The organism is Fibrobacter sp. UWCM, from assembly GCF_900129735.1.
Classification (GTDB): domain Bacteria; phylum Fibrobacterota; class Fibrobacteria; order Fibrobacterales; family Fibrobacteraceae; genus Fibrobacter.
The window spans coordinates 186907-212175 of record NZ_FQWR01000002.1; the positions used below are offsets into that span (position 1 = coordinate 186907).

19 protein-coding genes are annotated in these 25269 nt (G+C 54.6%); 11 read left to right on the forward strand and 8 right to left on the reverse strand.

Annotated elements, in window-relative coordinates; all coding sequences use genetic code 11:
* Positions 1-54 precede the first annotated feature (54 nt).
* The 3 genes from BUB22_RS02215 to BUB22_RS02225 are packed head-to-tail and all read left to right on the forward strand — an operon-like array spanning position 55 to position 2996.
* Positions 55-1704, forward strand: a complete 1650-nt coding sequence (locus BUB22_RS02215; RefSeq protein WP_073113733.1) for a glycoside hydrolase family 9 protein — start codon at positions 55-57, stop codon at positions 1702-1704.
* A 54-nt stretch (positions 1705-1758) separates the two neighbouring features.
* Positions 1759-2286 carry a hypothetical protein gene (locus tag BUB22_RS02220; RefSeq protein ID WP_073113734.1) on the forward strand — a complete coding sequence of 176 codons (528 nt, stop codon included), beginning with the start codon at positions 1759-1761 and terminating at the stop codon, positions 2284-2286.
* Complete coding sequence (locus tag BUB22_RS02225) at positions 2274-2996, forward strand: hypothetical protein (RefSeq protein WP_139258670.1); 723 nt, start codon at positions 2274-2276, stop codon at positions 2994-2996. The genes BUB22_RS02220 and BUB22_RS02225 overlap by 13 nt, the downstream gene beginning before the upstream one ends.
* A 7-nt stretch (positions 2997-3003) precedes the next feature.
* On the opposite strand, the gene BUB22_RS02230 is transcribed toward BUB22_RS02225, so the two are convergent.
* Positions 3004-3762: a pseudouridine synthase gene (locus BUB22_RS02230; RefSeq protein WP_073113736.1), complete on the reverse strand. Its 759-nt coding sequence runs from the start codon at positions 3760-3762 to the stop codon at positions 3004-3006.
* A gap of 92 nt (positions 3763-3854) precedes the next feature.
* Entirely contained in the window at positions 3855-4964 is a 1110-nt protein-coding gene (gene hisC / locus BUB22_RS02235; protein ID WP_073113737.1) for a histidinol-phosphate transaminase, read from the reverse strand.
* A 148-nt stretch (positions 4965-5112) separates the two neighbouring features.
* Here hisC and BUB22_RS02240 point away from each other — a divergent pair, with 148 nt between their 5' ends.
* A complete protein-coding gene (locus tag BUB22_RS02240) occupies positions 5113-5667 on the forward strand; it encodes a ribonuclease domain-containing protein (protein WP_073113738.1) in 555 nt (184 codons plus the stop codon).
* On the opposite strand, the gene BUB22_RS02245 is transcribed toward BUB22_RS02240, so the two are convergent.
* Genes BUB22_RS02245 through BUB22_RS02265 form a run of 5 tightly spaced genes read right to left on the reverse strand, consistent with a single transcriptional unit; the run spans position 5660 to position 9498 of the window.
* On the reverse strand, positions 5660-6583 hold the full coding sequence (locus tag BUB22_RS02245) for an arginase family protein (protein ID WP_073113739.1): 924 nt from the start codon (positions 6581-6583) through the stop codon (positions 5660-5662). The genes BUB22_RS02240 and BUB22_RS02245 overlap by 8 nt on opposite strands.
* A gap of 45 nt (positions 6584-6628) precedes the next feature.
* A complete protein-coding gene (locus BUB22_RS02250; protein WP_073113740.1) occupies positions 6629-7573 on the reverse strand; it encodes a radical SAM/SPASM domain-containing protein in 945 nt (314 codons plus the stop codon).
* Complete coding sequence (locus tag BUB22_RS02255; RefSeq protein WP_073113741.1) at positions 7570-8535, reverse strand: tRNA-dihydrouridine synthase family protein; 966 nt, start codon at positions 8533-8535, stop codon at positions 7570-7572. Before BUB22_RS02255 ends, BUB22_RS02250 begins: the two co-directional genes overlap by 4 nt.
* A 44-nt stretch (positions 8536-8579) precedes the next feature.
* Positions 8580-9251, reverse strand: a complete 672-nt coding sequence (locus BUB22_RS02260; protein ID WP_073113742.1) for a non-canonical purine NTP pyrophosphatase — start codon at positions 9249-9251, stop codon at positions 8580-8582.
* A gap of 55 nt (positions 9252-9306) precedes the next feature.
* The gene (locus tag BUB22_RS02265) at positions 9307-9498 is read right to left on the reverse strand and encodes a TM2 domain-containing protein (protein WP_072809959.1); all 192 of its coding nucleotides are present in this window, start codon (positions 9496-9498) and stop codon (positions 9307-9309) included.
* A gap of 155 nt (positions 9499-9653) precedes the next feature.
* On the opposite strand from BUB22_RS02265, the gene BUB22_RS02270 reads away from it, so the two are divergent.
* The 3 genes from BUB22_RS02270 (at position 9654) to BUB22_RS02280 (ending at position 15446) form a co-directional block, all read left to right on the forward strand.
* A complete protein-coding gene (locus BUB22_RS02270) occupies positions 9654-12479 on the forward strand; it encodes a TIGR02171 family lipoprotein (protein WP_175547215.1) in 2826 nt (941 codons plus the stop codon).
* 142 nt (positions 12480-12621) lie between these two features.
* Positions 12622-14112 (forward strand): glycosyl hydrolase family 8, encoded by a 1491-nt coding sequence (locus tag BUB22_RS02275; protein ID WP_073113744.1) that lies wholly within the window; start codon positions 12622-12624, stop codon positions 14110-14112.
* Between the two features lie 86 nt (positions 14113-14198).
* On the forward strand, positions 14199-15446 hold the full coding sequence (locus BUB22_RS02280) for a TolB-like translocation protein (RefSeq protein WP_073113745.1): 1248 nt from the start codon (positions 14199-14201) through the stop codon (positions 15444-15446).
* Here BUB22_RS02280 and BUB22_RS02285 read toward each other — a convergent pair.
* Positions 15420-16151: a TrmH family RNA methyltransferase gene (locus BUB22_RS02285; RefSeq protein WP_254794596.1), complete on the reverse strand. Its 732-nt coding sequence runs from the start codon at positions 16149-16151 to the stop codon at positions 15420-15422. The genes BUB22_RS02280 and BUB22_RS02285 overlap by 27 nt on opposite strands.
* 109 nt (positions 16152-16260) lie before the next feature.
* On the opposite strand from BUB22_RS02285, the gene BUB22_RS02290 reads away from it, so the two are divergent.
* The 4 genes from BUB22_RS02290 (at position 16261) to gyrA (ending at position 25256) form a co-directional block, all read left to right on the forward strand.
* Positions 16261-18969 carry a TIGR02171 family lipoprotein gene (locus BUB22_RS02290; RefSeq protein ID WP_073113747.1) on the forward strand — a complete coding sequence of 903 codons (2709 nt, stop codon included), beginning with the start codon at positions 16261-16263 and terminating at the stop codon, positions 18967-18969.
* Positions 18970-18974: 5 nt separating this feature from the next.
* Complete coding sequence (locus tag BUB22_RS02295) at positions 18975-21665, forward strand: TIGR02171 family lipoprotein (RefSeq protein ID WP_073113801.1); 2691 nt, start codon at positions 18975-18977, stop codon at positions 21663-21665.
* Positions 21666-21761: 96 nt separating this feature from the next.
* Positions 21762-22556 carry a 5'/3'-nucleotidase SurE gene (gene surE / locus BUB22_RS02300; protein WP_073113748.1) on the forward strand — a complete coding sequence of 265 codons (795 nt, stop codon included), beginning with the start codon at positions 21762-21764 and terminating at the stop codon, positions 22554-22556.
* Positions 22557-22574: 18 nt separating this feature from the next.
* Complete coding sequence (gene gyrA, locus BUB22_RS02305; protein WP_073113749.1) at positions 22575-25256, forward strand: DNA gyrase subunit A; 2682 nt, start codon at positions 22575-22577, stop codon at positions 25254-25256.
* Positions 25257-25269 lie beyond the last annotated feature (13 nt).

Below are 25269 nucleotides of genomic sequence, written 5' to 3' on the forward strand. Positions count from 1 at the left end.
GGAAAAGACATCAAGGCCCTTTCTTTTGGGCTGTGAAAAATTTATTCTTAGGGCATGAAATTCAGTGTCCGCTACAACCATGTCGGCTATGCCCCCAAGGGGCCGAAGGTTTTCCTGCTTGCATGCGATGTGGCGGATAATCCCCTGAAGGGGATGCAACCGTGGTTTGAGGTATATACCGAGAGGGGAGAACGCGTGTTCGGTGCCTCGATGGCCGAGAAGGGCGCCTGTTCATATACAGACGAATTTGTATGGGAAGGCGACTTTTCGGAAATTGCAAGGGATGGGAATTACCGTATTGCGGTGATGGATGCGAAGGGGAATATCCTCGCTGAATCCAAGATTTTTGAAGTGTCGGACAGGCTCGCGCTAGAGCAACTTTCATCTACTCTCAGGTCGTTCTATTTCCAGCGCTGTGGTGTGGAGTTGACTCCGGACCGTGCTGGGAAATGGGCGAGACCCGCCGCGCATCTGGACGACAACATCGAATTCCACCCGAGCATGGAACGTGCCGGAACGTGGAATGCTCATGGCGGCTGGTACGATGCGGGCGACTACGGCAAGTATATCGTGAATGGGGGCGTTTCGGTGGCGACGCTCCTTCTTGCTGCCGAATTCGCGGACGACCGCCCGATGGTAGCGAGCAATGCTGACTTTTTTGACGCGGGATCGTTCCGTGCGAACTTGCTTGAGGAAATCCGGTTCGAACTTGAATTTTTTCTCCGCATGCAGGACGATGACGGCGGCGTGTTTTTCAAGGTGTCGCCGGTGCGCTGGGACGGCTTTGTTTCGCCGTCGCAGTCCGATGCGTCGCAGAAGCGCCAGATTCTGGGGAAATCGACCACATCGACACTGAATTTTGCAGGTGCTCTTGCGCAGGCGCATCGCGTATTTGCCCGTGCGTATCCCGGATTTGCGAAGCAGTGCCTGGATGCATCCCTCCGTGCTTACCGCTGGGCCGTCGAGAATCCCGATGTCACTTACCCGCACAATACCGAGGGTAGCGGCGGGTATGGTGACGAGCGCTACGATGACGAGTTTTTTTGGGCGCGCGCGATGCTGTACCGCGAAGAGCAGGTCGCTGGTGCGGACCTTAAGGAACTGCTCCTCCGTGACATGGAAAAATGCCCGCCCGATTTGGGCATGAGCTGGCGCGATACGCAAAACTTGGGTTGGATTGCGCTTGCCCTGCAGTCGCAGGACCTGGATTTGCAGGTGCGGGCCCGCAATACGCTGAAGGGCGTTGCGGACAAAATCGTGAAACTTGCCGGTGAGGACCCGTACGGGCTTTCTATCCGCAAGTTTGTATGGGGCTCGAACGGCGAAATTGCAAACCATGCGCTTACATTGTTCCTTGTGGATGAATGGTTCCCGTCGAAAGTCTATGCGGACTGTGCAAGGCGCATGCTTGACTTTATTTTCGGGAAGAATCCGGTGGACCGTTGCTTCGTGACGGGCTCCGCCTGGAGTTCCCCGAAGTTCATCCATCATCGCATAAGCCATTCCGACGGTATCGAGGACCCGATTCCCGGGCTTCTCGCGGGTGGCATCAATGCCGACAGGCAGGACATGCACCGTTTCCCGCATTATCCGGGCCCGCAGCCGGGACTCTCGTACACGGACGAACGCTGCTCCTTTGCGAGCAACGAGACCGCCATCAACTGGAATGCCCCGCTGGTTGCTGCACTCAGTTTCTGCTGCTAATTTTTAACCGACGCCTGTTGCACAACATTTAATTTGTTTATATATTAAAACCTGATGAAGTTAATCAGGTCCAGATTTGCGATATTTTACGCGCTTGTTTTGGCGTGGCTTGCATTCTGTTGCATGGCTTGTGACCCGGATTGGGAAACTGACCCTGAATACTCGACCGACATTGCCGCATATAAGCCCGACAAGGTAGATTCCCTGGAATTGCGGATTACGTACCAGGCCGGAGATATCGTCTGGGCGGATACGTCCATAGAATCGGACTCTTCAATCGGGATTACTTGTAGGTCTTTCTGCGATAGTTTGTTCTCGCTTGGCCGTGAGAATAAAGTTTCTGTCGATATTTCTTTCTATTGCGGTGACAAGGTCGTTGCGCTACCCACGTACGAGATTGACAGCCATTCGAAATACTGGAAGCCGGATGACCTCAATTTCCGCTTTGTGGAATTTGACGAGCGCAGTGTCGCCGGAGATTACGAGTTCGATAAATTCATGCCGCCGGAGGATACATCCTGTGGCAAGTTCGTGAATTACGCAGCCCTGAGGTTGAAATGTTCCAACGGATGGTGCAATTAGTAGCGTGCTTGGCCTGTGCGGCGCTTGCCATTTCGGACGATTCGGTACTCCCGTATTTCGAAGTATCCCTGGGTGGCCATTATACGAAATCTGGTTACGAGACGGAATCCTCTATCCATTGGTATCACGACAAGGACCGCGACGAGATGGTCTATGACGAGGACCTCACTTACGATATCTACTCGTTTGAAGGGGGCGGCCCGATACTCGATGTGCAGGCGGGGCTTACTCTGGGCAAGCGGTTCATTTTCCTTTTTGATTTGGGCCTTGCCGTATCGATAGGCGATTCACGCTACAAGTTCTATTCCCGCGACAAGGAGGAATACGATAGGACCGAAGTCATGGTCCGCCCGATCTTTGGCTTTGGACTAAAGGTGTACCCCTTCCAGACAGAATCTTCATTTTTATACGGGACTTTTATTGGGGCGACACTTTCGTTCATGTTTACCGACAACTTATGGGAAGACTACGGAATGGCATACTGTAATTTCGAGGTCGGTGGCAAGTTCGAGGTAGGCAAACTCTGGAAGGTGTCGGAACATTACTTCATCGGCTTTACCCTGAATATGGGAATATATGAAAACGCGACTGGCTCGAATTACGAATACGGTGATGAGAACTTCCGGATAGGGAAGAACCCGAAACGCGACCCTGTTGAAGAAATAAATAACCTCCATCTAGGGATTTCGCTGACTGCCGCTTGGAAGTAGCGCTGTTTTAACGGGGCTTGATTTCCCTGATTTCGCCTGGCTTTAAATTGCCCAGTGTGTATTTGTCGAACTGGATGCGCATGAGCCGCATGACTTCATAACCCAGGTGGGCGAGCATGCGGCGGATTTCACGGTTCTTGCCTTCGGATAGCGTGATTTCGAGCCAGCAGTTCTTTTCGCCTTCGCTGTGGAGGGTCGCGCGATCGGCGTGCATGAACTCTTTGCTCTCGCCGAAGACGCGGGGCGGTACATTGAAGCCTTTTTCCATTTTTGCAAGGTCGTCAGCGGTGGGGTGGCCTTTGACCTGCACGCGGTAGATTTTTTTGTGGCTTGCGTCGGTAAGAACGCGGTCCGCCCAGGCTGTGTCATTCGTAAAAAGCAGCAGGCCTTCGCTGGCGGCGTCGAGGCGGCCCACCGGCGATATGTGCTGTACGGGCCTGCCGGGGAACATCTTGGAGTATTGCTCGCGGAACAGGTCCATCACGGTCATGCGGCCATTCTCGTCGCTTGCAGTAGTGACGATTCCGCGCGGTTTGTTCATCGCGAAATAGAACTTCTGGGCGGCCTCGACAGGAGTGCCATCTATTGCGATTTCGTCATTCTCGTAGGCGGGCGTTTCGGGATCGCGTACGATTTTACCACGCAAAGAAACCCGGCCCTCGCGGACCAGGTTTTCTGCGACGCTACGGCTACAGAACCCGCGCTTCGAGATGACTCGCGCGACTCCGTGAGGTTTGATCCTGTTATTTTGATGGTTTGCACTCATCTAAATTGTCATGCCCGCCTCCGGGCGGGCATCTCCCTTTGTTGGTTTGAAATGGAGATTCCCGCCTTCGCGGGAATGACATAACCAGTGATTTACTTCCCGAGGTATGCCTTGATGTTTTTGAGGCATTTTTCGTTCTGCGCTTCGGTGCCCACGGTAATGCGGAGCACGTCGCCCATGGCAGGCTGCGGGCGGATGATGGTGCCCTTCATCTGCAGGAACTTGAACGCGTCCATCGGGTCCTTGAAACCGCTCACGGCGATGAAGTTCGCGTGGCTGTCCACGTAGGGGAGGCCGAGTTCCTTGAAACCGGCCTTGAGCTGTTCGAGGCCCTTCTTGTTGAGCTCGCGGACCTTGTTCACGAATTCCTGGTCGTCGATGGCGCCGATGGCGGCCGCCTGGGCGATGCTGTTCACGTTGAACGGTTCGCGGATGCGGTTGATGAGGCCGACGATTTCGGGACGGGTGATGCAGTAGCCCACGCGGAGGCCCGCTAGACCGTAAATCTTGCTGAAGGTGCGGCAGCAGATGATGTTCCTGCCGGCATCGATGCGGCTCTTGAAATCCGGGACGAGCTCCGGTGTGTCTTCGATGAATTCGGTGTAGGCTTCGTCCATCACGAGCACGCAGGTTTCGGGCAGGCTGTCGGCGAAGTCGAGGATTTCCTTGGCGGTGAGGTCGGAGCCCGTCGGGTTGTTCGGGTTCGCGAGGAACACGATGCGGGTCTTCTCGTTCACGGCGGCGCGCATGGCCTTGAGGTCGTAGTTGTAGGCCGGGGCCGGCATGTCGACTTCGATAATCTTCGCGTTCATGGACATGGTGGCGAGCTTGTAGACGGCGAAGCTGTGCTTGCCCATGACGGCTTCGGTGCCGGGGCCGAGGAACACCTGGGCAATCATGTCCAGGAGCTCGTTGCTGCCGTTACCCACTGCAATCTGTTCGCGCTTCACGCCGCGGAACTCTGCAATCTTTCCGATGAGGTCGTAGCTGCCGCCGTCCGGGTAGAGGTTCACTTCTTCGAGAGCCTTGCGGGCCTCTTCCATGCCCTTCGGGCTCGGACCCACGGGGTTCTCGTTACTCGCGAGTTTGTCCACGTCTTTCGGGTCGAGGCCAAATTCGCGGGCGGTGTAGGCGATGGGTTTGCCGGTCACGTAGACGGGCTGCTTCAAGATGTGCTGTTGTGCGAGTTCGTTGATATCCATTTTTAGTTCTTAGTTATTAGTTGTTAGTTATTAGAAATGCTGGTCACGGGATGTGTCATCCTGAGCGGAGAGCCGAAGAATTTTGTCCCGGTGTTATGTTCTGCATAGAAAAATAGCAAATGCGATTTGAAAAAGTTATATTGATGGTATGAACAAGTCGTTTTTCAAGTTTTTTCTTGCCGGTTTTGTCGCGATTTTCTTCACGGCGTGCACGACTTCGCTTTCTGCAGAAGATGAAGAAGAATCTTCGTCCAGTGTAGAAAAAGTTTCTTCCAGTAGCGTAGCGGAATCATCTAGCGCAACAGAAAAAAGCATCTACGAAGCGGTGGAGGAATCTGGTCTGTACACGACAAAGGATTCCGTTGCGGCATACCTGTGCAAGTTTGACAAGTTACCCGCGAACTATGTCGGCAAGAGTGAAGGCAAAAAGCTTTACGAGTCCAAGACGGGCAACACCTTTGAAAAGTGGAATTTCAACCCGTGGACCACGATCGGCGTGATGATTGGCGGCGACAACTTTGACAATTTAGCCTCGAATCCGGACAATTACCACGCAACGTTGCCCGAAGGTTCCTATCGTGAAGCCGATGTGGATTATTCCGGTGCAAATCGCGGAACCAAGCGGCTCGTGTATCAGCCGGACTGCGTAATCTACTACACGTCAGACCACTACGATACTTTCTATAAATTGGAAATTAAGTAGGGGACGGCGCGAGGGAAGTTAAAAAATCCGACAATTCGCGGTTTATGCGGTCGTTCAGGGCGTCCGCTTCTTGCACGGTGTGGTACTCGTCGCCTGCAAAGTCACGGGCGCGTTCGCCGCAGATGTCTACGCCGATAATCTTGTGGTTTGCTGCGAGATTGGCGATGATTTCTTTGAGTGTCGCTATATCCAGCGAACCCTGGTCCCAGTTCGTGGCCGCGTAGGCGGGGGAGAGGGCGTCCTTGTCGATGGAAATATAGATTCGGCCTTCTGTCATCCCCGACTCGGTCGGGGATCTTAAAGATTCTCGCATTCGCGAGAATGACGTGGTTGTTCGCGAGAATGACGAGGATGTTCGCGAGAATGACGAGGGTGTGCCGGTTTCACGTACTTCGCTTTCTTTGATGAAAGTTACTTTGTCTAAAACACTGGCATCACCTGCCTGCGAAAGCTCTGTGCGGATTTCATCTACGAGGTGGTCGGCAACCCCGATAATGACAACGTTGTTTATAAACTGGTTTTCGTCTAGAACCTTCTTGACCCAGCCACCGCAACTGAGAATATTCCCGAATCTCGGGGCCTGCATGTCGGGATGGTGGTCAAAAACGACAAGCGAAAACGGTTCTTGGACCATGTCGGTCCAGATTTTACTCATGTAGTGGTAATTCCCGTTGTCGAAGAAGTGAATGCCACTCGCATCCGTGATGCCAGCAGAGGCGATTTGCTTGCGGATGGCGGTCACGGCCTCGTCGTCGCAGTAGCAGTCGGTGCCCGGAATGTCGGAACAGTCTATCCAGCGGATTTTTGCGTCCGGCCCTGCGGAACTTTGAACCGCGTCTTTTCGCAGCCCCTGCATAAAGGGCTGCTCGGCGTAGACTCCGGTAAAGTCCTGAATGATGCGATTAGTTCGCGGCATGTCCCTAATATACAAAACAAGGGAATTTTTTTGGTGGCATGTTTCTTACTTGAACCGCTTGCAGAACGTGCATTTTTGGCAGAATGGGTGGCGCAGTTCGTGCTTTTCGAACCCTTCGCGCAGTTTGCGGGCGAGGGGCGAGCCGAGAATTTCGGCGAGGCCCTGGTCGACGATGTTCCCGAGGGTGATTTGCCCGCTGTAGTCGAGACAGCAGGCGACGACGCGCCCGTCGTGGAGTATGGCTACGTGCGTATCGAGGGTATGGCATGTGCCTGCGACCGGTTTGTTCGTAGATCCTTCGACGTCGCACCTGTCGGTGCTCTGCTCAGGATGACACTCGCTTCTTTCGCTTTTGATATGACGTGCGGGCCACTCGAATCTTGAATCTTCGTGCAGGTAGAGCCTGCCCGCGATAGGGAAACTCTTGTGCCTGCTGCAGAAATTCCCCGGAGCGACCTGCGTGTTGAACGTCTCGTTTATGCGAGAAATCGCGAACTCGTTCCAGTCTCCGGCGGTTGCTGCACCGATGTTCCAGAGTCGCAGGTTGATGTACATGTCGGGCCTTGCGATGAGCGCGATTCTGCAAAAATCGAGAACGTCCCCGAGATGCTCGCGGGCGTCATCTGGCGGGAGTTCCGCATACGCGTGCGTCGAGAAGTTTACCTGGCGCACGGCGGGGCAGTTCAATATGTGGTGGGCGACTCGCCTGATGGTCGTGCCGTTCGTGGTGAGCGTGGCGGTAAGGCCCGCGGCCTTTACTTCCCTGAGGAAGAGAGCAAAACCGGGATGTAGCGTGGGTTCGCCCAGAACGTGCAAATAAACGTTCTCGATTCCTGCTTCGACAGCCCCCGCGATACACTTCTTGAAAAGTGCACTCGGCATGAACGTGTGCGATACGCCCGAGCCGGCCTCGTACCTACAATCACTGCTGGGGCAAAAGCTGCAACGCAAGTTGCAGGCGTCCGTTATCTCGATATAAACGCTTTTCACGAGAGGGCCCTCATCTCAATAATTGCTTCTTGGTATTCGCTCAGTTTTCCGGCCTTCTGAATTTTCTTGAATACTTTTTTGGGGAGGCTGGGCTCGATGTATTCCCAGAAACTTTGAACGTGCGAAAGAATTTGGCTGTCGCCTTGGTATGTTTTGCAAGCGTACTCGAAAATGATTTCGTGCATTTGGAGAAGCTTGTCTGTAAATTCTTTTCCTGTTATGTTCGCTTTCCCTGCTTTGTATTCCGCTGCGAGGCTTGGCTGCGCAAGTAATCCGCGACCAATCATTATGCCTGCGAGCTTAGGATAGCGACATTCCATTTCGCAGATTTGCGAAACGCTCGATATGTCTCCGTTGTAGACGAGTGGATGGTGGCATTCGCTGTAAAATTTCTCAAATGACTTGATATCAATTGCGCCCTTGTATTGCTGTTTGCCGAGCCGCGGGTGGAGTGTGATTTGCGTGAGCGGAGTATCGTTTAAAATCGGGAGGAGCGCGAAAGCCTCGTCTGGGGAACTTTGCCCGAGCCGCATCTTGACGGAAAATCTAGCGGTCTCTGTTGCAGACTGCCGCGCGATTTCGCCCATAATTGCTTGGACGGTTTGCGTGTCGCCTAGCAAACCAGAACCGCGATGGCGGTTGACCTGCATGGGGAAAGGGCAACCCATATTGAAGTCGATTTGCGTGAATCCCTTTTGCAAAAGGACTTCGGTGAGAACCTTGAATTCATCTACGCTGTTCGCAATAATTTGCGGCACGGTAATTGCGCATGCCGGCTTTTCTGGGTTGGAATGCTGCGGGTTGGAAACTTCCAAATCCCGCAAGTCCTTTTCGCGCGGCTTCCCGTTTTCTATGCGCAGGAAGGGCGCGTAATAAGCATCGACTCCGCCAAAGATTTCTGCATGGGCTTTACGGTAGATGCCCGTTGTGTAACCTTGTAACGGTGCGAATAAGATTTTCATTGTGACACGATTCTTGCGAACGTTTTGAAAAAATGGCGAGGCCTTTATTTCCCGAGCGCCTTTTTCAGGGCGCGGATGGCGTTTCCGCGGTGGCTGATGGCCTTCTTCTCTTCGAGTTCCATCTGCGCGAAGGTGCGTGTCTCGCCGTCGGGAACGAATAGCGGGTCGTAACCGAAGCCCATGTCGCCTACGGGGGCGTAGTTGATTTGTCCGCGGCATTCGCCCTCGAAAATCTGCGGCTCGCTCACGACGAAGTCGCCGACCCGAGTTCCGGCGCCGTTTAATGTTGCGCCGTTTAAGATCGGGGCGTCAACCCGCTTTACAGTCTGGTACGAGAGTGCGCAGAAGTAGCGTGCCCTGCGGTCTTCGATGCCTTCGAGCTTTTTCATCAGTTTGTCGTTGTTCGCGCCGTCGTTCCCGTGGTCACCGCAGTAGCGGGCGCTGTAGATTCCGGGGGCTCCGCCGAGTGCGAAAACTTCCAGGCCGGAGTCATCGGCAAGTACCGTCGCCTCGATGCCGCGCTTGGCAAGCCACAGTGCGGTCGTGTTCGACTTGATGATGGCGTTTTCGGCAAACGAGTTGCCGTTCTCGATGATTTCCTCGTCGAATCCGATATCTTTCAGTGTCTTGAATTCGTAGTGGTCGGTGCCGAGGATGTGCGCAAAGTCCCTAATCTTGCCGGCGCTCGCCGTCGCGATAACAAATAAGTGTTTCATTCCCGAATATCTCTCGTCTTTCGTCTATAGGCCTGCAAGGCCGTTCTTTCGTCTGTTAGTAGTGTTCCGGCTTCATCACGATAAGGATGGCGTCAACGACGACGCCCACCCCGCAGAGGCCTGCGGTGCAGAGCCAGAGAATGCCTGTCCAGATTTTACCTTCGTAAAAGCGGTGCAGGCCCAGGTAACCGAGCAGAATGCAGAGGGCGAGGGCTATCCATTTGTTGTGTTCACCTTGTGCGGGCATAGTTGTACCTCTTTTCTTGAAGTTTTGTTTGCTGACAGGAAAAATTTAGCAAAAATACGGTTTCTATGTTGCTATATTCTTTCTGTTGGTTTGACTGTATCTAGGAGTGTTCGCCGGTCATGTTTTTTTCTCCGGGTCGCAAGATTTTTCTTTTTGTGCTGGGTAGCCTTCTTGCTATCCTGTGCTCTTGTGATTCTTCGGGGCGTAGCCATGGGGCGGATAGCATCACCCGCCCGCAACAGAGTGCAACTTCAAAAAAATTCTCCGGGATGCGCATTGTAAAGCCCGGTGAAGGCCGTATTGCTTTAGGCACGAACGATACGCTTGCTCCGGCGAAGGAGCGCCCCTCCATGAAGGTCGAACTGACCTATGATTTCTATATGGGGCAAGCCGAGATTACCCGTCGCGAATACAAGATGATGATGGATTCGGTGGAAGTGCCTGCCAAGTGGAACCAGAAAAGAAAGTTCACGCTGGATTCGCTGAACTATCCGGTAACAAACGTCACGTATTACGATGCCGTGTTGTATGTGAACGCAAGAAGCAAGTTCGAAAAGTACGATACAGCCTATACCTACAAGTCGGCGACATTCAATGAAGAAGGCAATTGCACCGGTCTTGAAGGACTCGTGTTCCATCCGGAACTGGATGCATACAGGCTGCCGACCGAGGCGGAATGGGTGCTCGTGGCAAGCAGGAGGTGGAATCCCGAAAAGGGCTGGAATGCAGAAAATTCTGGGCACGGACTGCATCTGGTTTGTACGGCGGACGAAGTATCCGAACTGGATTCCGCTGCGCGGGACAGCGACTTTTGCGATATGGCAGGCAATGCGCTTGAATGGGTGAACGACTGGATGGGCGCGTTCGTGGATTCTGTGGTGGTCAACTATGTCGGGGGTTCCGATGGCGGTTCGATTGGCGAAAAGGTGGTGAAGGGTGGCAGTTACAACGACAAGCCGAAGGGCATGAAGATATATAACCGCGGGGATATCTATACGGTTACCGGCAGTTCCCGGGCCGATTACGTGGGCTTTCGCGTTGCGTACGGAAAGATTCCCGATGCGCTGTGGGTGAATGGAGACGGTTCCCTTACCAGCAGCCGCGTGAATGTGCTCACGAAGGCTTCTACGCTCGGTACGGTTTTGGGCACGAGCAAGGCGAAACTGGCCTTTCGCAACGACCTTACCGGAAACCTGACCTACGTCGATTTTGCTATAGGAGGCACGTCTGCGGTTGAAATCCGGGATACGCTGACGGTTTATCATCCGGAAATTTCCCCGAACGGGAAACTTGTCGCGTTCTGTACGGGGCTCGAAGGAATTGACGGGAAGTCGCAGGTGTATGTGCGTCACCTGAATCCGTCGGGTTCTAATCTCGTGAAGTTGAACGCGGAATCTGCGGCAATCCCGCGTTGGCGCGTTCTCGAGAACGGGGACACGGTAATTGTCTACGTGACCAGTGCGGGCAACAACAAGGATGATGCATCGTTTAAGTCGCAGAGTACGTGGCAGGTCAAGTTTGCGAACAATAGGTTTGGCACACCACAGAAACTTTTTGACGGCGCTTACCACGATGGCGTGAGCAAGGACGGGCGGCTGGCCGTTACCGGGGCGAGGCTTTTGCGTGCGCGGGTTGTGCCTTCGGGCTCGGCGGATGCCGGCGATGCGCTCGATACTGTCTGGTACGGCGGGGAACAGGCCTGCAATGCAAGCCTTTCGCGGGACAATTCCAAGCGCACCCTGTTCCTTGATTTTGGCGGGAAGACGGGCAAGGAATTTGCGGGAACTGATTACGGTACGCACGAGATGCTCCTTGTCGTAGACAGTACGGGAACGCTCGTTCGGGGAATCCCCGCTCCGGCCGGGACCAGTTTTGACCATGCAGAATGGGTGGCCCGCTCGGACAATTCGCCGAAGCTTTCCTCTGACGTGGCGGTCGTGACGCTCGTGAACGGGGAAGGGGCTCATTCCAAGATTGCACTCCTTAATCTTGCCGATTCTGCTTTGCTCGAGGTTGCCTCGGGAATGGAACTCTGGCATCCGAATATGTGGGTGTACGGGAGTTCTGATGCGGAGAGAAATTCCGTTTCGGCGGATAGCGCTGGCGTCTACTATGACCCGGAAGGGGGCTACGAGTATGCGACCTCCGCGGTAGAACTCGCAAGCAAGATGTCTAAGTTCTGGTCGGTGTACAAGGATGTCGAGTACGTGGCATTCGGCAGTTCCATGACGCTGAATGCGCTTATCGACGATTCGGTGAAAACCTACAGGACGCTCAATATGTCTTACACGCTGGGCGATGTATTTGGGGCGATTTACCTGCTGAAGAACTATGTGCTCCCGTACGCATCCTCGTTGAAGGTCGTGTCGATGGAACTGACTCCCGGGTTCCTTTTCCATCTGGAAGAGGACATGTGGGAAGACCTCTACGACAATTCCCCCGGGTTTGCCTACGACGAAAAGCATCTGGACGCGCAGTTCGATGCCATAGTCAAGAGTGCTACTGAACAGGAATTCACGAAGGACATGTTCTCGTCGTCGTATATCGAGGGGACATACCTGTTGCCCTCGGCTGGCTGGAAGGAACCGACGTACATCGATGATATCGCGTGGATGTACACGACGAATTCGCATTTCAAGGTGGATTTTGAAACGTTCAAGGGCCTCAAGAAGAATATGGAAACTCTTGGGATAAAGTTCTTTGTCAACATAACCCCGCGAAGCCCGATGTACCGGGAAACGGAAGCCTACGACTACTTTGGCCCGCGCTGGGCCGTCGCGGAATCCATCATATCGATGTTCAAGGAAAGCGGGTTTATCGTGTTTGACGAATACAGGATGGGCGAACACGACTATACCGATGACATGGCGTTCAATGCGACGCACCTGAGCGAACTCGGTGCAAGGCAGTATACGGCTCGGTTAGATTCGGTTCTGACAAAACTGGACTCGCTTCGGGCGGAACTTGATGCGAAAAAGTGATTCGCGAAGTTCCGGAGGAAAGTTTTTTGGTTGAACAAAATCACATTTTGCCCTTTATTTTGACAGAATCACAAAAAAAAAGGTTGCAAAAAAAGGCGAGAACTTGTAATTTAGATAAGTCGCGTAACGACAAGGAGTGTTTATGAAATGTTTGGTAAAAATGGGCCTCGCGGGCCTTATGGCTTTTGGACTTTCGCAGGCGGCGGTGAACTTCCCGTATCCGCAGATGTCGGATTATGGCGGAAACGCGACTCTTTTGAGCGACAAGGCTGCCGCCTCGGAACAGCTGAAAAAGCAGTTCGCTGCCTGGATGAGGGACATGTACAACGAACAGGGCGATATCGCCGGTGTGCGTTCTGATCCTGGGTCCAACCAGTATTTTTCGGAAGGTGTCGGCTACGGCATGCTCCTGATGGTCTATTTCAGTGACAATACTACGAGTTACCAGAGCCAGTTCGACAAGATTTGGAATTTCTACAAGAAGTTCCAGAACGAGAACGGACTCATGATTTGGAAAATCGGTAATCTTTCGGAATCGTGGGATGCGGGCAACGGTGCCGCTCTGGATGGCGATATCGATGCCGCAGCAGCCTTGGTGATGGCATACTACCAGTTTGGCGACGAGAAGTACAAGGAAGACGCCAAGAAACTGATTCAGGCCATGAAAAAGTCCGAATTCGAAAGCAACGGCTTGCATATGCCTGGTGACAAGTGGGGCGATGCCGCCTTAAACCGCAAGAACCCGGGTTACTTCGACCCGGCCTACATGCCGCTTTTCGCCGCCGTTGATACGGAAAACGCCGAGTTCTGGAGCAAGACCGCCTACGACGCCAACATGAAGCTTTACGAGGCGAGTTCGGGCGAAGTGAATACGGGCCTTGTGGACGACTGGACTGACAAGAACGGCAAGAGTGAAGACGATTACTACAGCTACGATGCATCGCGCGCCCCGTGGCGTAACGCGAAGGCTGTCTGCTGGCATGGCGACCAGCGTGCTCTTGCAATAGACAAGAAGATGGCTGAGTTCGTGTCGACTGTTCCTGCATCGAACATGAAGGGGCCTGTACTTCGTTCTTCCGGCAGTCTCGGCAACGATCACAACAGTACGTTCGTGACATCCTTGATGACGGCTCTCATCTCGGATGCCAAGTACCAGTCCAAACTTGACGAATACTGGAAAGAAGCGGTGGCGCTCGGTGACGAGAATTACTTTAACCAGTCGCTCAAGCTCTTGAACGGCCTCTTGGTTTCGGGCAACATGCCTAACCTCATGACGGCGGGCTCGAATCCGCCGCCGCAGAGTTCCTCGAGCGCGGAACCTCCGCAGTCTTCTAGTTCGAGCGAGATGAACGTGGATTTGAGTTCCAGTTCCGACGGGAGTGTCGCTGTTCCTGAGGCCCGCTTGCCCTCGGCGGTAGGAATGTCGCAGCAGGGCCGCGCACTGCATGTGAATGCTGTGGGCCACGTGCGTGTGGATATGTTCAGCGTGACGGGAACCGCGGTAAAGACTCTCTGGAACGGGAATGTTTCTGGCAGTATGGAGATGAGCCTCAAGGGAATCCCTGCAGGCATATATGTGCTGCGCGTTCAGACTGCGGGTGGCTCGCACATGAAAAAAATCCGCCTGGAGTAGATACTTGCTTAGGAATTTTGCCGATTCCAAAGAAAAAATGCGCTTGCCGTAAAGGCGGGCGCCTTTTTTTTTCGTATTTTTAGGGCATGAATAAGATTGTGAAGATTTGCGCCTGTGCGGCATTTGCTGCAACTTCTGTTTTTGCCCAGCAGGGCGCCCCGACAGGGGCTGCCGTTGACCCGACTGCAGATGAGCAGAAAGCCCTCAATGCCTTGAAGGGAAAACTCGAAGGGGCGATTGTCTGGGCGACGAGCCGTGCAAACTCGCATCACGATATCTGGATTATGAATGCCGACGGCACGAACCCGCGTGCCTTGACGCAGGGCGATAATGTGGACTGGTTCCCGAGGATTTCTCCGGATGGCGCCACGGTGATGTTTAACCGCAGCAAGGGCGGCTGGGTTCCCGAGAACGACGCGAACTATCCTGAAAAGTGGGACCTGTGGATGGTCGACATCTCTGGCGAGAACGCCCGCAAGGTGGTGGACAACGCCACATGGGGCACCTGGAGGCCCGATGGCAAGTCCATCGTGTTTAGCCGCGCAGGGAAGGTCTTTACGATGGACCTCGCTAGCAAGGCTGAAAAGATGATTCTGGATGGCGAGGCCGCCTTCAAGAAGTCTGGCGTGATTCTGCAGGAACCGAACATGAGCCCCGATGGCAAGTATTTGGCGATTACGCTTCGCGGTTCCATGCGTGAGACGGGTGTGTGGGACCTGGAAAAGGCCCAGTGGACCAAGTCCGGCGACGGTTGCCAGATTGACTGGAACTTCGACGGAAGCAAGATTTACCGCGTGAACCCGACGGGTAACGGCGGCACGGCCGCCCCGAGCGAAATTTTGTGGTTCTCTGCCAAGGACGGCAAGCAGATCGAGAAGGTCGGTTTCTTCGGCATCCCGAAGAACGTGAAGTTGATGGACTTGCCCGGCCGCCGTAGTCACGAATACTTCCCGCGTCTTTCGCCCGATGGTAAGTGGCTCGTGTGGGGTGCTACCGACAAGGGCCACGACCACGACTTGTTCGACTACGAACTATATATCTGGAAGATTGGCGAACCGGTAGAGACGGCGACCCGCATTACCTACCACACGGGTAACGACCGCTGGCCCGATATTTGGTTCGGCAAGGTGCCGGTGAACGCTTCGACAGGCTCAGCGACCGGAGCGACAAAGGCTGTCGAGACTGCGGCCCAGGCTGCGGTCGGTGCCGCCGTTGCGGGTGGCGTGAGCGAAGCCAAGATGGATGAACTTATTCAGGCCATTGACCGTCTGACCGAAGCGGTGAAGGCGTTGAACAACGAGAAATCGTCAGCCCCTGCCGCAACGGCTCCGTAGGCAGAATGCCATAATGGCGAACGCACCGGCGACGTTCATGCTCGCCTTGCGGCCAGCCATCGGGATGGTCACCTTCATGGTCGCCTCTGCCATCAGTTCGGGGGCAATTCCCAGTTCTTCGTTCCCGAGGATAATCAGGCCTTTTTCGGGCCACTTGACATCGTTTATGCTCGGGATATTTTCGCCGGTTTCGAGCGCAATAATCTCGTAGCCGTTTTCCTTGTGCCACTTGACGCAGTCGAAGGGGCTGTCCCAGCGCTTGATGGGAATCCATTCCTGGCACCCGCGGGCAGCGCTCTTGACGGTCACGTGGTCGGGCCCGCAGCTGTAGCCGCTCAGGTGGACTCCTTCGAGCCCGAAGCAGTCCGTGCTCCTGATGATGGAACCTACGTTGAAGGCGCTCCTCAGGTTATGTACCAGCACGGCAAACTGTATCGGTTTTTCGTTCGCGACATCGCGGTCCCCCGGTTCCTGCTCTAGGTAAACATCGCGTTCGAACCCGAGGCCCGCCCGCGTGCGGAATGTCTTGTACAGGTCAATCATCTGCGCCTGGTTCTTGCCCGTGAGGCATTCTGCTTCGGGGAGTTTCATCCATCCGGCGTATGTCTCGTATTCACGCCTAGCGCGGGGCACGTCGTCGCCCAGTTGCAAGATGATGACGCGCAGGAGTTCCGCCATGCGCTTGGCCTTGGATGTCTCTTTCATCGCGAGGAATTTCGGTTCCGTATACATCGGGGAATAAACTAGAAAAAATGGGAGCGCGGTGTGTGTGTTCGCCTGCTTTGTTGCCCCTATTCTTTGTATATTTTAGGGTATGCGTTTTTTAGTTCCGTTTGTTGTTTTTTGTCTTTGCTTTTTGTGTTCCTGTTCCAATTCCGTTTCTGAATGGGAACGCGAAGAACAAAACAGGATTTCTCCGCTCGATTCCTTTGAACTCAAGGATATGTCGCTCGTCCGTTCATTCGGGAAGAAGGTTTCTATCGGGACGGACAATTCGTCTGCGTCGCTGAAGGACCGCCCTTCGATGCGCGTTGTTTTTGATTACGACTTTTTTATCGGGACCCACGAGATTACTTGTGCCGAAATGGGCCGCCCCTGCGAGGACTCTCTGCCTGCAACGAGGGTTACTTATTTCGATGCGGTGCTTTATGCCAACAAGCGCAGTATTGAGGAAGGCTTCGATACGGCGTACAGTTATACCGGGGCTACATTCGACGCGTTCGGTTCGTGCATGAATCTGGACGGGCTGGTGTTTTCGCCTTCGGTGATGGCGTACCGATTGCCGACAGAGGCGGAGTGGGTCTATGCGGCGGAACGCAACTGGAATCCGGAGAAAGGCTGGCACAACGGCAATTCCGGTTTTGAACTGCAGAACGTGTGCACGTCGTTTGTTGGCGAGGATAGCCTGTGTGACATGGCGGGCAACGTGATGGAATGGGTGAACGACTGGTTTACGCCCTTGCGCGATACGACAGTCCGCAATTTCGTAGGAGCCCCTGATGGCGGGACACTCGGGGAACGGGTCGTGAAAGGTGGCAGTTACAGGAACGCCGTTGGCTCGATTAACCGTTATTCGCGAGGTGACATCTACACGGTCACATCTGCATCGCAGTCTGATTACGTCGGGTTCAGGCTTGCGTTCGGTGCAATCGAATCTCCGGTATGGTTGGGCAAGGATGGCAAGCAGGTGAATTCGGTAGTGTCGGTGCTTGCGGGGGCGATGGATATCCGCAGGTGGGCGGGCACGTTCAAGGCGAAACTTGCGTTCCGTAACGACGAAACGGGCAACCTTGCGTTTGTGGACTATACTCAGGGTGGTTCCGTGGTGACCGAAATTGAGGATACGCTCAATGTTTACCATCCGGATATTTCACCCGATGGAAACTGGGTGGCGTTCTGCACGGGCCTTGAAGGCGTTCGTGGTAAGTCTAGCGTGTATGTGCGTTCGCTGGATTCCATAGGCTCGGGGCTTGTGAAGCTTGATGTGGAAAATGCGGCGATTCCCCGATGGCGCGTGCTTGAATCGGGCGATACGGTGATTGTTTACGTAACCGATGCGGGCAACAACAAGGACGAATCTGTATTTAAGCAGGCGAGTACGTGGCAGGTTCGCTTTTCGAAAGGAAAGTTCGGTACGCCCGAAAAATTATTCGGCGGTGCTTATCACGGAGGCGTGAGCGATGGCAATTCCTTTGCGGTAAGTGGTGCGAGATTATTGCGTGCGCGCGTGGCGGGGGTCGATACCGTTTGGTACAACGGCGAACAGGCGTGCAATGCTTCGCTCAGTAAGGACAATTCCAAACAGACGCTGTTCCTGGATTTTGCCTCGCGTACGGGTACTGACTTTGTAGGGAAATCCTACGGTGCGCACGAGGTCGCCTTCGTGGCGGATAGTGCGGGTCGCTTGGTGCGCTACGTGATGGCTCCCGAGGGCTATGCCTTTGACCATACCGAATGGATGCAGGGGACAAACCACATGTTTGTCGCCTCGCTTACCGATGCAAACGGCAGGCATGCCCGTATCGCGATGGTTGATTCGTACAGTGGCAAGTCAGTCGTTCTCCTTGAAGGCGAAGAAATCTGGCACCCCGCCTTCTGGGCTTTGCCGATGGATGTTTCGGGCGAGTCATCGCTCAATCCGGACAGTGCCGGTCTCTACTTTGTGGAGGGCAAGGAAAATCACGTGTTGGCCGGCAAGATGCACATGTTCTGGCACAACCACGATTCCATTGAGGTTGTTGTGTTTGGTAATTCCCGCATGTTGTTTGGCGTGAACCCCATGCAGATGGAAGATTACTACGTGTTCAATTTCGGAACGGTCCCCTGCGACATGAACGCTTCGTACTACATGTTCTCGAACTATGTGTTGCCACATTCCCCGAACCTGAAATTCGTTGTGGTCGGGATTGACCCTGATATGTGGTGGATTGATGATACGGAATGGAATATCGACAACAATATCAAGTACGTGCCCGGCTTTGCCTACGATGCCTATCACGGTTTTTGGAAGGAGGGCGTGAGCGATGAATTTGTACAGATGGTGGATAACAACTTCCGCGCGGACAACGATTACAACAATGCTGCCCCTTATCGTGGGTGGATTCAGCTTATCGGGGAACATGGCTGGGACAAGGATTTGTCGTCGACGGAAATCGTGAACGATACCACGGATAGCGACCTTTCGAAAACGCTTGACCAGGAACTGGAAATGCTCGTGAACCTCGTGAACATGGCGAAGGACCGTGGAGTGAAGGTTCTGGGTGTGACTGCCCCGCTATGCCCCTGCTACAAGAAAACGGGAGCTTACGGGCGCTACGGGCTCAGACGCAGCCAGGCGAAGGAATTCTTCGAAAAAATTCATGCATACGATGCTCGCGAGGACTATTTCAGGTTCCTTGACGAGAACAAGATGGGCGACCACGATTATCCGCTCGAAGTAGGGTTTGATTACGACCACATCAACTACGTGGGTTCTGCGATTCTTACATCGCGTGTCTATTACGTGCTAAGACAGATGGAGTGATTGCGGTGAAAGGGGTGTTGGTTTTTCTGCTGTTTGCTGCGTTCGTGGTGCTTGGGGCGTGTTCGAATTCCGCAAGCGCTTCTGGTGAGCGGGAAGGGGCTGCCCGCAAGTCCCTGCTGGATTCGTTCGACCTTGCCAGCATGGTGCCGGTTTACGCACTCGGTGAATCCGTTACCCTGGGGACGGACGACTCTAACGCTCTTGCGCATGCGCGGCCTGCGATGCAGGTGTCGTTCGATTACGATTACTTTATCGGTAAGCGCGAGGTTACCTGCGCCGAAATGGGCAAGGACTGCGGAGATTCGCTCCCTGCGGTAAACGTCACTTACTACGATGCCGTCTTGTATGCCAACCGCCGGAGTGTTGCCGAAGGGTTCGATACGGCCTATACCTACACCGGGGCCACGTTCGATAACGAGGGCTCGTGTGTGAATCTGGAGGGGCTCGTGTTCCTGCCGACGGTAAGCGCGTATCGCCTTCCCACGGAAGCGGAATGGGTGTATGCGGCAAGTGGTGGGTGGAAGCCCGATTCGGGCTGGAATGCGGACAATTCTGATTACCGTGCACATGAGGTCTGCAGCGCGTTTATCGATGGTAATGGGGTCTGTGACATGGCGGGCAACGTGATGGAATGGGTAAACGACTGGTATGTGCCGTTCCGTAAGGAACCGGTTGCGGATTATGTCGGCGGGATTGATGGTGGTGTGCTTGGCGAGCGTGTCGTGAAGGGCGGAAGCTACAGGAATTCTGCCGCATCGATGCATCTGTATTCCCGTGGCGACATCTACACGGTCACGTCTGTTTCGAAGGCGGAGTATGTGGGGTTTAGGCTAGCGTTTGGCCCGATAAGGAGTCCGATGTGGTTGAACAGAGATGGACAGCAGAAAAGCATCATCGTGTCGATTTTGGCAAATTCGATGGATATGCGTCATGAGTTGGGTACGAATAAAGTAAAAATCGCGTTCCGCGATGACGAAACGGGAAACCTCGCCTTCGTGGACTATTCGGGCGATAATCCACGCGTGGTAGAAATTGACGATTCTATAGAAGTGTACCATCCGGATATATCGCCCGACGGGAACCGCGTTGCTTTCTGCACGGGGCTTGAAGGTGTATCGGGCAAGTCAAGCGTGTATGTACGAACGCTTGATTCTATAGGTTCGGGGCTCGTAAAGCTCGATGTGGAAAATGCGGCGATTCCCCGATGGCGCGTGCTTGAATCGGGCGATACGGTGGTTGTTTTCGTGACCGATGCAGGCAACAACAAGGATGAATCTGCGTTTAGGCAGGCGAGCACGTGGCAGGTTCGTTTTTCGGATGGCAAGTTCGGTGAGCCCGAGAAATTGTTCGATGGCGCGTACCACGGGGGTATAAGCCGGGATGGAAAACTTGCCGTGAGCGGAGCGAGACTCCTGCGCGCCCGCGTTTCTGGGCATGATACGCTCTGGTACAACGGCGAACAGGCGTGCAATGCAAGCCTTTCGCACGATAAGTCGAAACGAACCCTCTTCCTGGATTTTGCGGGAACGACGGGCCGCAAGTTTGTGGGGGAAGACTACGCGACGCACGAGGTGATTCTTTATGCCGATAGTACGGGAACGCTGGAACGTTTTACGAAGGCTCCTGCACCCTACACTTTCGACCATACAGAATGGATATACGGTGCAGATTCCCTTGTGGTGGCGACACTGGTGGATGTCGATGGCGCGCATCGCAAGGTGGTTGCCTTGAACGCATTCACGGGCAATGTGCTCGAAATGTTGTGCGGCGAGGAACTCTGGCACCCCGCCGTATGGGTCAATGCGTATGATCGTGCGGTCGTCAATCCCGATTTGGATATCGATAGCGCGGGAGTTTATTTCACGCCGCAGATGGAATTCTACGGGCTGGAATTGCGTGTAAAGATGGAATATTTCTGGAAATCCCGCGATAGCGTTACGGCAGTGGTGCTCGGGTCCTCGAGGGCGATGTTCGGCGTGAACGCATCTTACGTGCAATCGGAAAATCTCCTAAACATGGCTTTTTCTTCGGGAGACATTTTCGGAATGGAATTCCTGACGGAGCATTACGTGTTCAGCCATTTGCCAAAACTCCGGTTCCTGGTACTTGAATTCTCGCCGGATTTCATGTGGGTGACCGAGAATTCGTCGTGGAACTCGATTTACGAGAATTCCCCGGGGCTCAGGTACGACGAATCTCACGGTTTTTGGGTGGATTCGCTCCCGAAGGGCTTTGAAATGCTTGTTGAAAAATCGTATAAGGCACGGCCCGGCCAGATGTTGCCCTACAGTTTCGATGAATTTCTGTTGCCCTCGGGTGGCTGGGGTGAACCTTCGGTATCGAACGATTCTACACTGTTCCGCCTGGATTTGCCCGCTGTCGTAAACAACATGGCTACGCTCGAAAAACTGGTAGGGGAGGCTCGTGCCCGTGGTATAGAAGTCGTGCTGCTCGTGACACCGCAAAATCCGCGCTATGCGAAAACGGGCGCGTATGGTGTTTATGGGGTGCGCCGCTCGGTAGCGCAGGAACTTCTGGAGCGCGCGAAGGCGCTGGACGTGCTGTTCCTGGATGAAAACAAGATGGGTAATCACGACTACAAATCGAGCATGGCGTTCAATACCGACCATCTCGGTCGTGAGGGCGCAAAGCAGCTTTCGGAACGCCTGGATTCGTTGTTTAAAACGCTTGAATAGGGGTGTTTTTCGGCCTTCGAAAACGGGCTTTTTTTCGGGGTGAAATTTCTTTCATTTTCCTTATATTTTTGGGGATTTTTCTATATTTCGGGCTGTATGCAAAGCCCTCGAAAACCGCGTATCCTCATCACGAACGACGATGGGGTGAATAGCGCGAATATGCACGCTTTGGCGCGTGCTCTTGCTCCCTGTGGGGAGGTTTTCGTGTTTGCCCCGCAAACGGAACAGAGCGGCGTTTCTCACGCATTTACGTTGCGTCGCCCGCTCTGTATCGAGGAATGCCATTCTGCGGGCGATTATAGGGTGTTTTCGGTCGATGGGACCCCTGCCGATTGCGTGAAGTTTGCCCTCGGGCACTATGCCGCTTTTGGCCTGGAACAAACCGAGGGGGCCGGTCCGGGTAAGTTCGACGTGTGCTTTTCGGGCGTAAACATCGGCGAGAATTCGGGCGTGTCCGCGCTTTATTCGGGCACGGTCGCCGGAGCGCGCGAGGCTGCCCTCTGGAGTGTTCCGGGAATAGCCCTCTCGCTGCATGGCGGCGATGCGCTTTTGCAGGAATCGATTGATTTTGCCGTGCGGGTCGTGCGCGAGGGAATGTTCAGGAATATCCCCGCGGGAGTGTTCTGGAACGTGAACTTCCCGAAGGCTCATGTTGACGGATTCAAGGGCGTTAGGCCTGCATGTATGGCGTGCGGCATGTTTACGGACCACTACACGAACGAAGGCCGCCTGTGGCAGCTCGATGGCGAAAAACTCTGGGACAGGCAGCCCGACTGTACGGACGATTACCTGCTCCACCAGGGCTACGCGACGGTTACGCCGCACCGCATCGACCAGACCGACGAAGAAAGTTTGAAAAAGATAAACGAGATGTTGGCCGGAAACGGCTAATCACCAAGAGGATAACGAATGTCAGAAGAATTGGTACCAGGAACGCAGTTCAAGAGCCTTATCGAAAAGGACATGCAGGATTGCTATCTCCGCTACTCCATGAGCGTCATTGTGGCGCGTGCGCTCCCGGACGCACGAGACGGCTTCAAGCCGGTGCACCGTCGCGTGATGTTCAGTATGCACAAGCTGGGCGTGGTGCCCAACAAGCCGACGGTGAAGAGCGCGCGTATCGTGGGCGACGTGATTGGTAAGTACCACCCGCATGGCGACTCCGCTGTTTACGAGACTCTCGTCCGCATGGCGCAAGATTTCTCGCTGCGTTACCCGCTGGTGTTCGGTCAGGGTAACTTCGGTAACATCGACGGCGACGGTGCCGCCGCAATGCGTTACACCGAAGCGAAGATGAACAACATGGGCGCCCTGATGCTCGAAGACCTCGAGAAGGACACCGTGGACATGGGCCCGAACTTCGACGAAACCCTCGACGAACCGCTGGTGCTCCCGTCCGTGCTCCCGAACATGCTCGTGAACGGTACTACGGGTATCGCCGTGGGTATGGCAACCTCGATGGCCCCGCACAACCTGCGCGAAATCGCGAACGCTATCCACGCGGTGGCAGAAAACCCGGAAATTACGGGCGAAGAACTCTTGCAGTACGTTTCCGGTCCGGACTTCCCGACGGGTGCAATCATTTGCGGGCGTGCGGGTATCCGCGATGCCTACCTCACGGGTCACGGCCGCGTGCGTGTGCGCGCCCGTACCGACATCGAGATTGATTCCAAGGGCAAGCCGCGCATCATCGTGACGGAAATCCCGTACATGGTGAACAAGTCCGAACTCTGCAAAAAAATTGCGGACCTTGTTCGCGAAAAGCGCGTGGACGGCATCACCGACATCCGCGATGAATCTGCGAAGGATGTCCGCATCGTGATTGAACTCAGGCGCGATGCGGTGGGCGAGGTTGTCCTCAACAACCTGTTCAAGTACACGCAGTTGCAGACCACCTTCAGCATCTACAATCTGGCTCTCGTGAACAACTTGCCTAAGTTGTTGACCCTCAAGGACTTGGTGCAGATCTACATTGACCACCGTATGGACGTGGTGACCCGCGCTACGCAGTTCGACCTGAAGAAGGCGAAGGCCCGCCTCCACATTATCGAAGGCCTGCGCATTGCGACCCAGAACATCGACGAGGTCGTGCAGATTATCAAGTCGAGCAAGACGACCGAAATCGCGAAGCAGAACTTGCAGGAACGTTTCAGCCTCGACGAAATCCAGTCGCAGGCGATTGTCGACATGCGACTTGCCCAGTTGACGGGCCTCAACCTCGAAAAACTGGAAGCGGAATACAACGAGCTCATCGCGACGGTTGCCGACCTCGAAGATATCCTCGCCAAGCGCGAACGCCGCATTGCGATTATCCTCAAGCGCCTTGACGAAGTGGTGGACAAGTTCGGTGACGAACGCCGCACCACCATCGGCGAATCTGTGGACGACAGCGACTACGAAGACCTGATTGCCGAAGAGGAACAGGTGATTACCTTGAGCAAGGAAGGCTACATCAAGCGCCTCCCGATTGACACCTTCAAGACCCAGAGCCGTGGCGGCAAGGGCATTATCGGTGCCGGCCTCAAGGAAGAAGACGACGTGGACCAGATCTTTACGGCAAGCACGCACAGTTACCTGCTCGTGTTTACCAACAAGGGCCGTGCCTACTGGACGAAGGTCTACCGCCTGCCCGAAGGCACGCGCAACGGCAAGGGCCGCCCGATTGTGAACTTCGTGGGCCTCACCGAAGGCGAAAAGGTGCAGGCCATTGTGCCTGTGCGCAAGTTCGGCGGTTTCTTCTGCCTCGTGTTTGCGACCAAGAAGGGTATCATCAACAAGATGGACCTTACGCTGTTCAGCCGCCCGCGCAAGGCCGGCGTGAACGCCATTACCCTCGACGAGGGTGACGAACTCGTGAAGGTGCAGCTCGTGGGCATGAGCGAAGAGGAATACAAGGCCTCGCTCAGTGCGGGCGACGATCAGGCCACTGAGCTTGCCGAAGGGCCTGAGACAGAGGTTCCTGAAGCGGATGATGCCGACGATCTCGAAGGCCGCCCGATTCCGAAGGACCTGCTTATGCTTGCGACCCGCAACGGCCAGGCTGTCACGTTCCCGATTACGTGCTTCCGCCCGATGGGCCGCGGTACGCATGGTGTTCGCGGTATCAAGCTTGCCGAAGGAGACGAGGTCATTTCGCTCCTGTGGCTCAAGGAAGGCAACAAGGTGCTTACCATTACCGAGAAGGGCTACGGCAAGCGCAGTGAACCGGGCACCTACCGCGTTACCAAGCGCGGAAGCAAGGGCGTGAAGAACCTCAACGTTACCGACAAGATTGGCCCGGCCGTGTTCGTGGATAGCGTTGCCGACGATTACGACCTGATTATCACGAGTAAGGAAGGCCAGGTTATCCGCATCAAGGCCGATTCCATCCGCCTCACGGGCCGCAATGCCCAGGGCGTGAAGGCGATTAGCCTGCGTGACGGCGACATGGTGCAAGACGCCACCGCGCTCCCGAGCGTCGAAGACATCGAACAGGATAGCGCCGAGGCGAAGGAAACCTTCGACCATGTGCAGGGCGTGGAAGTCGATGATGATTCCGTCGAGAAGGTCGACCCCGCTGATGCCGCTCCGGAAGCTCCCGCCGAAGAATAGCTCCGGCAATACA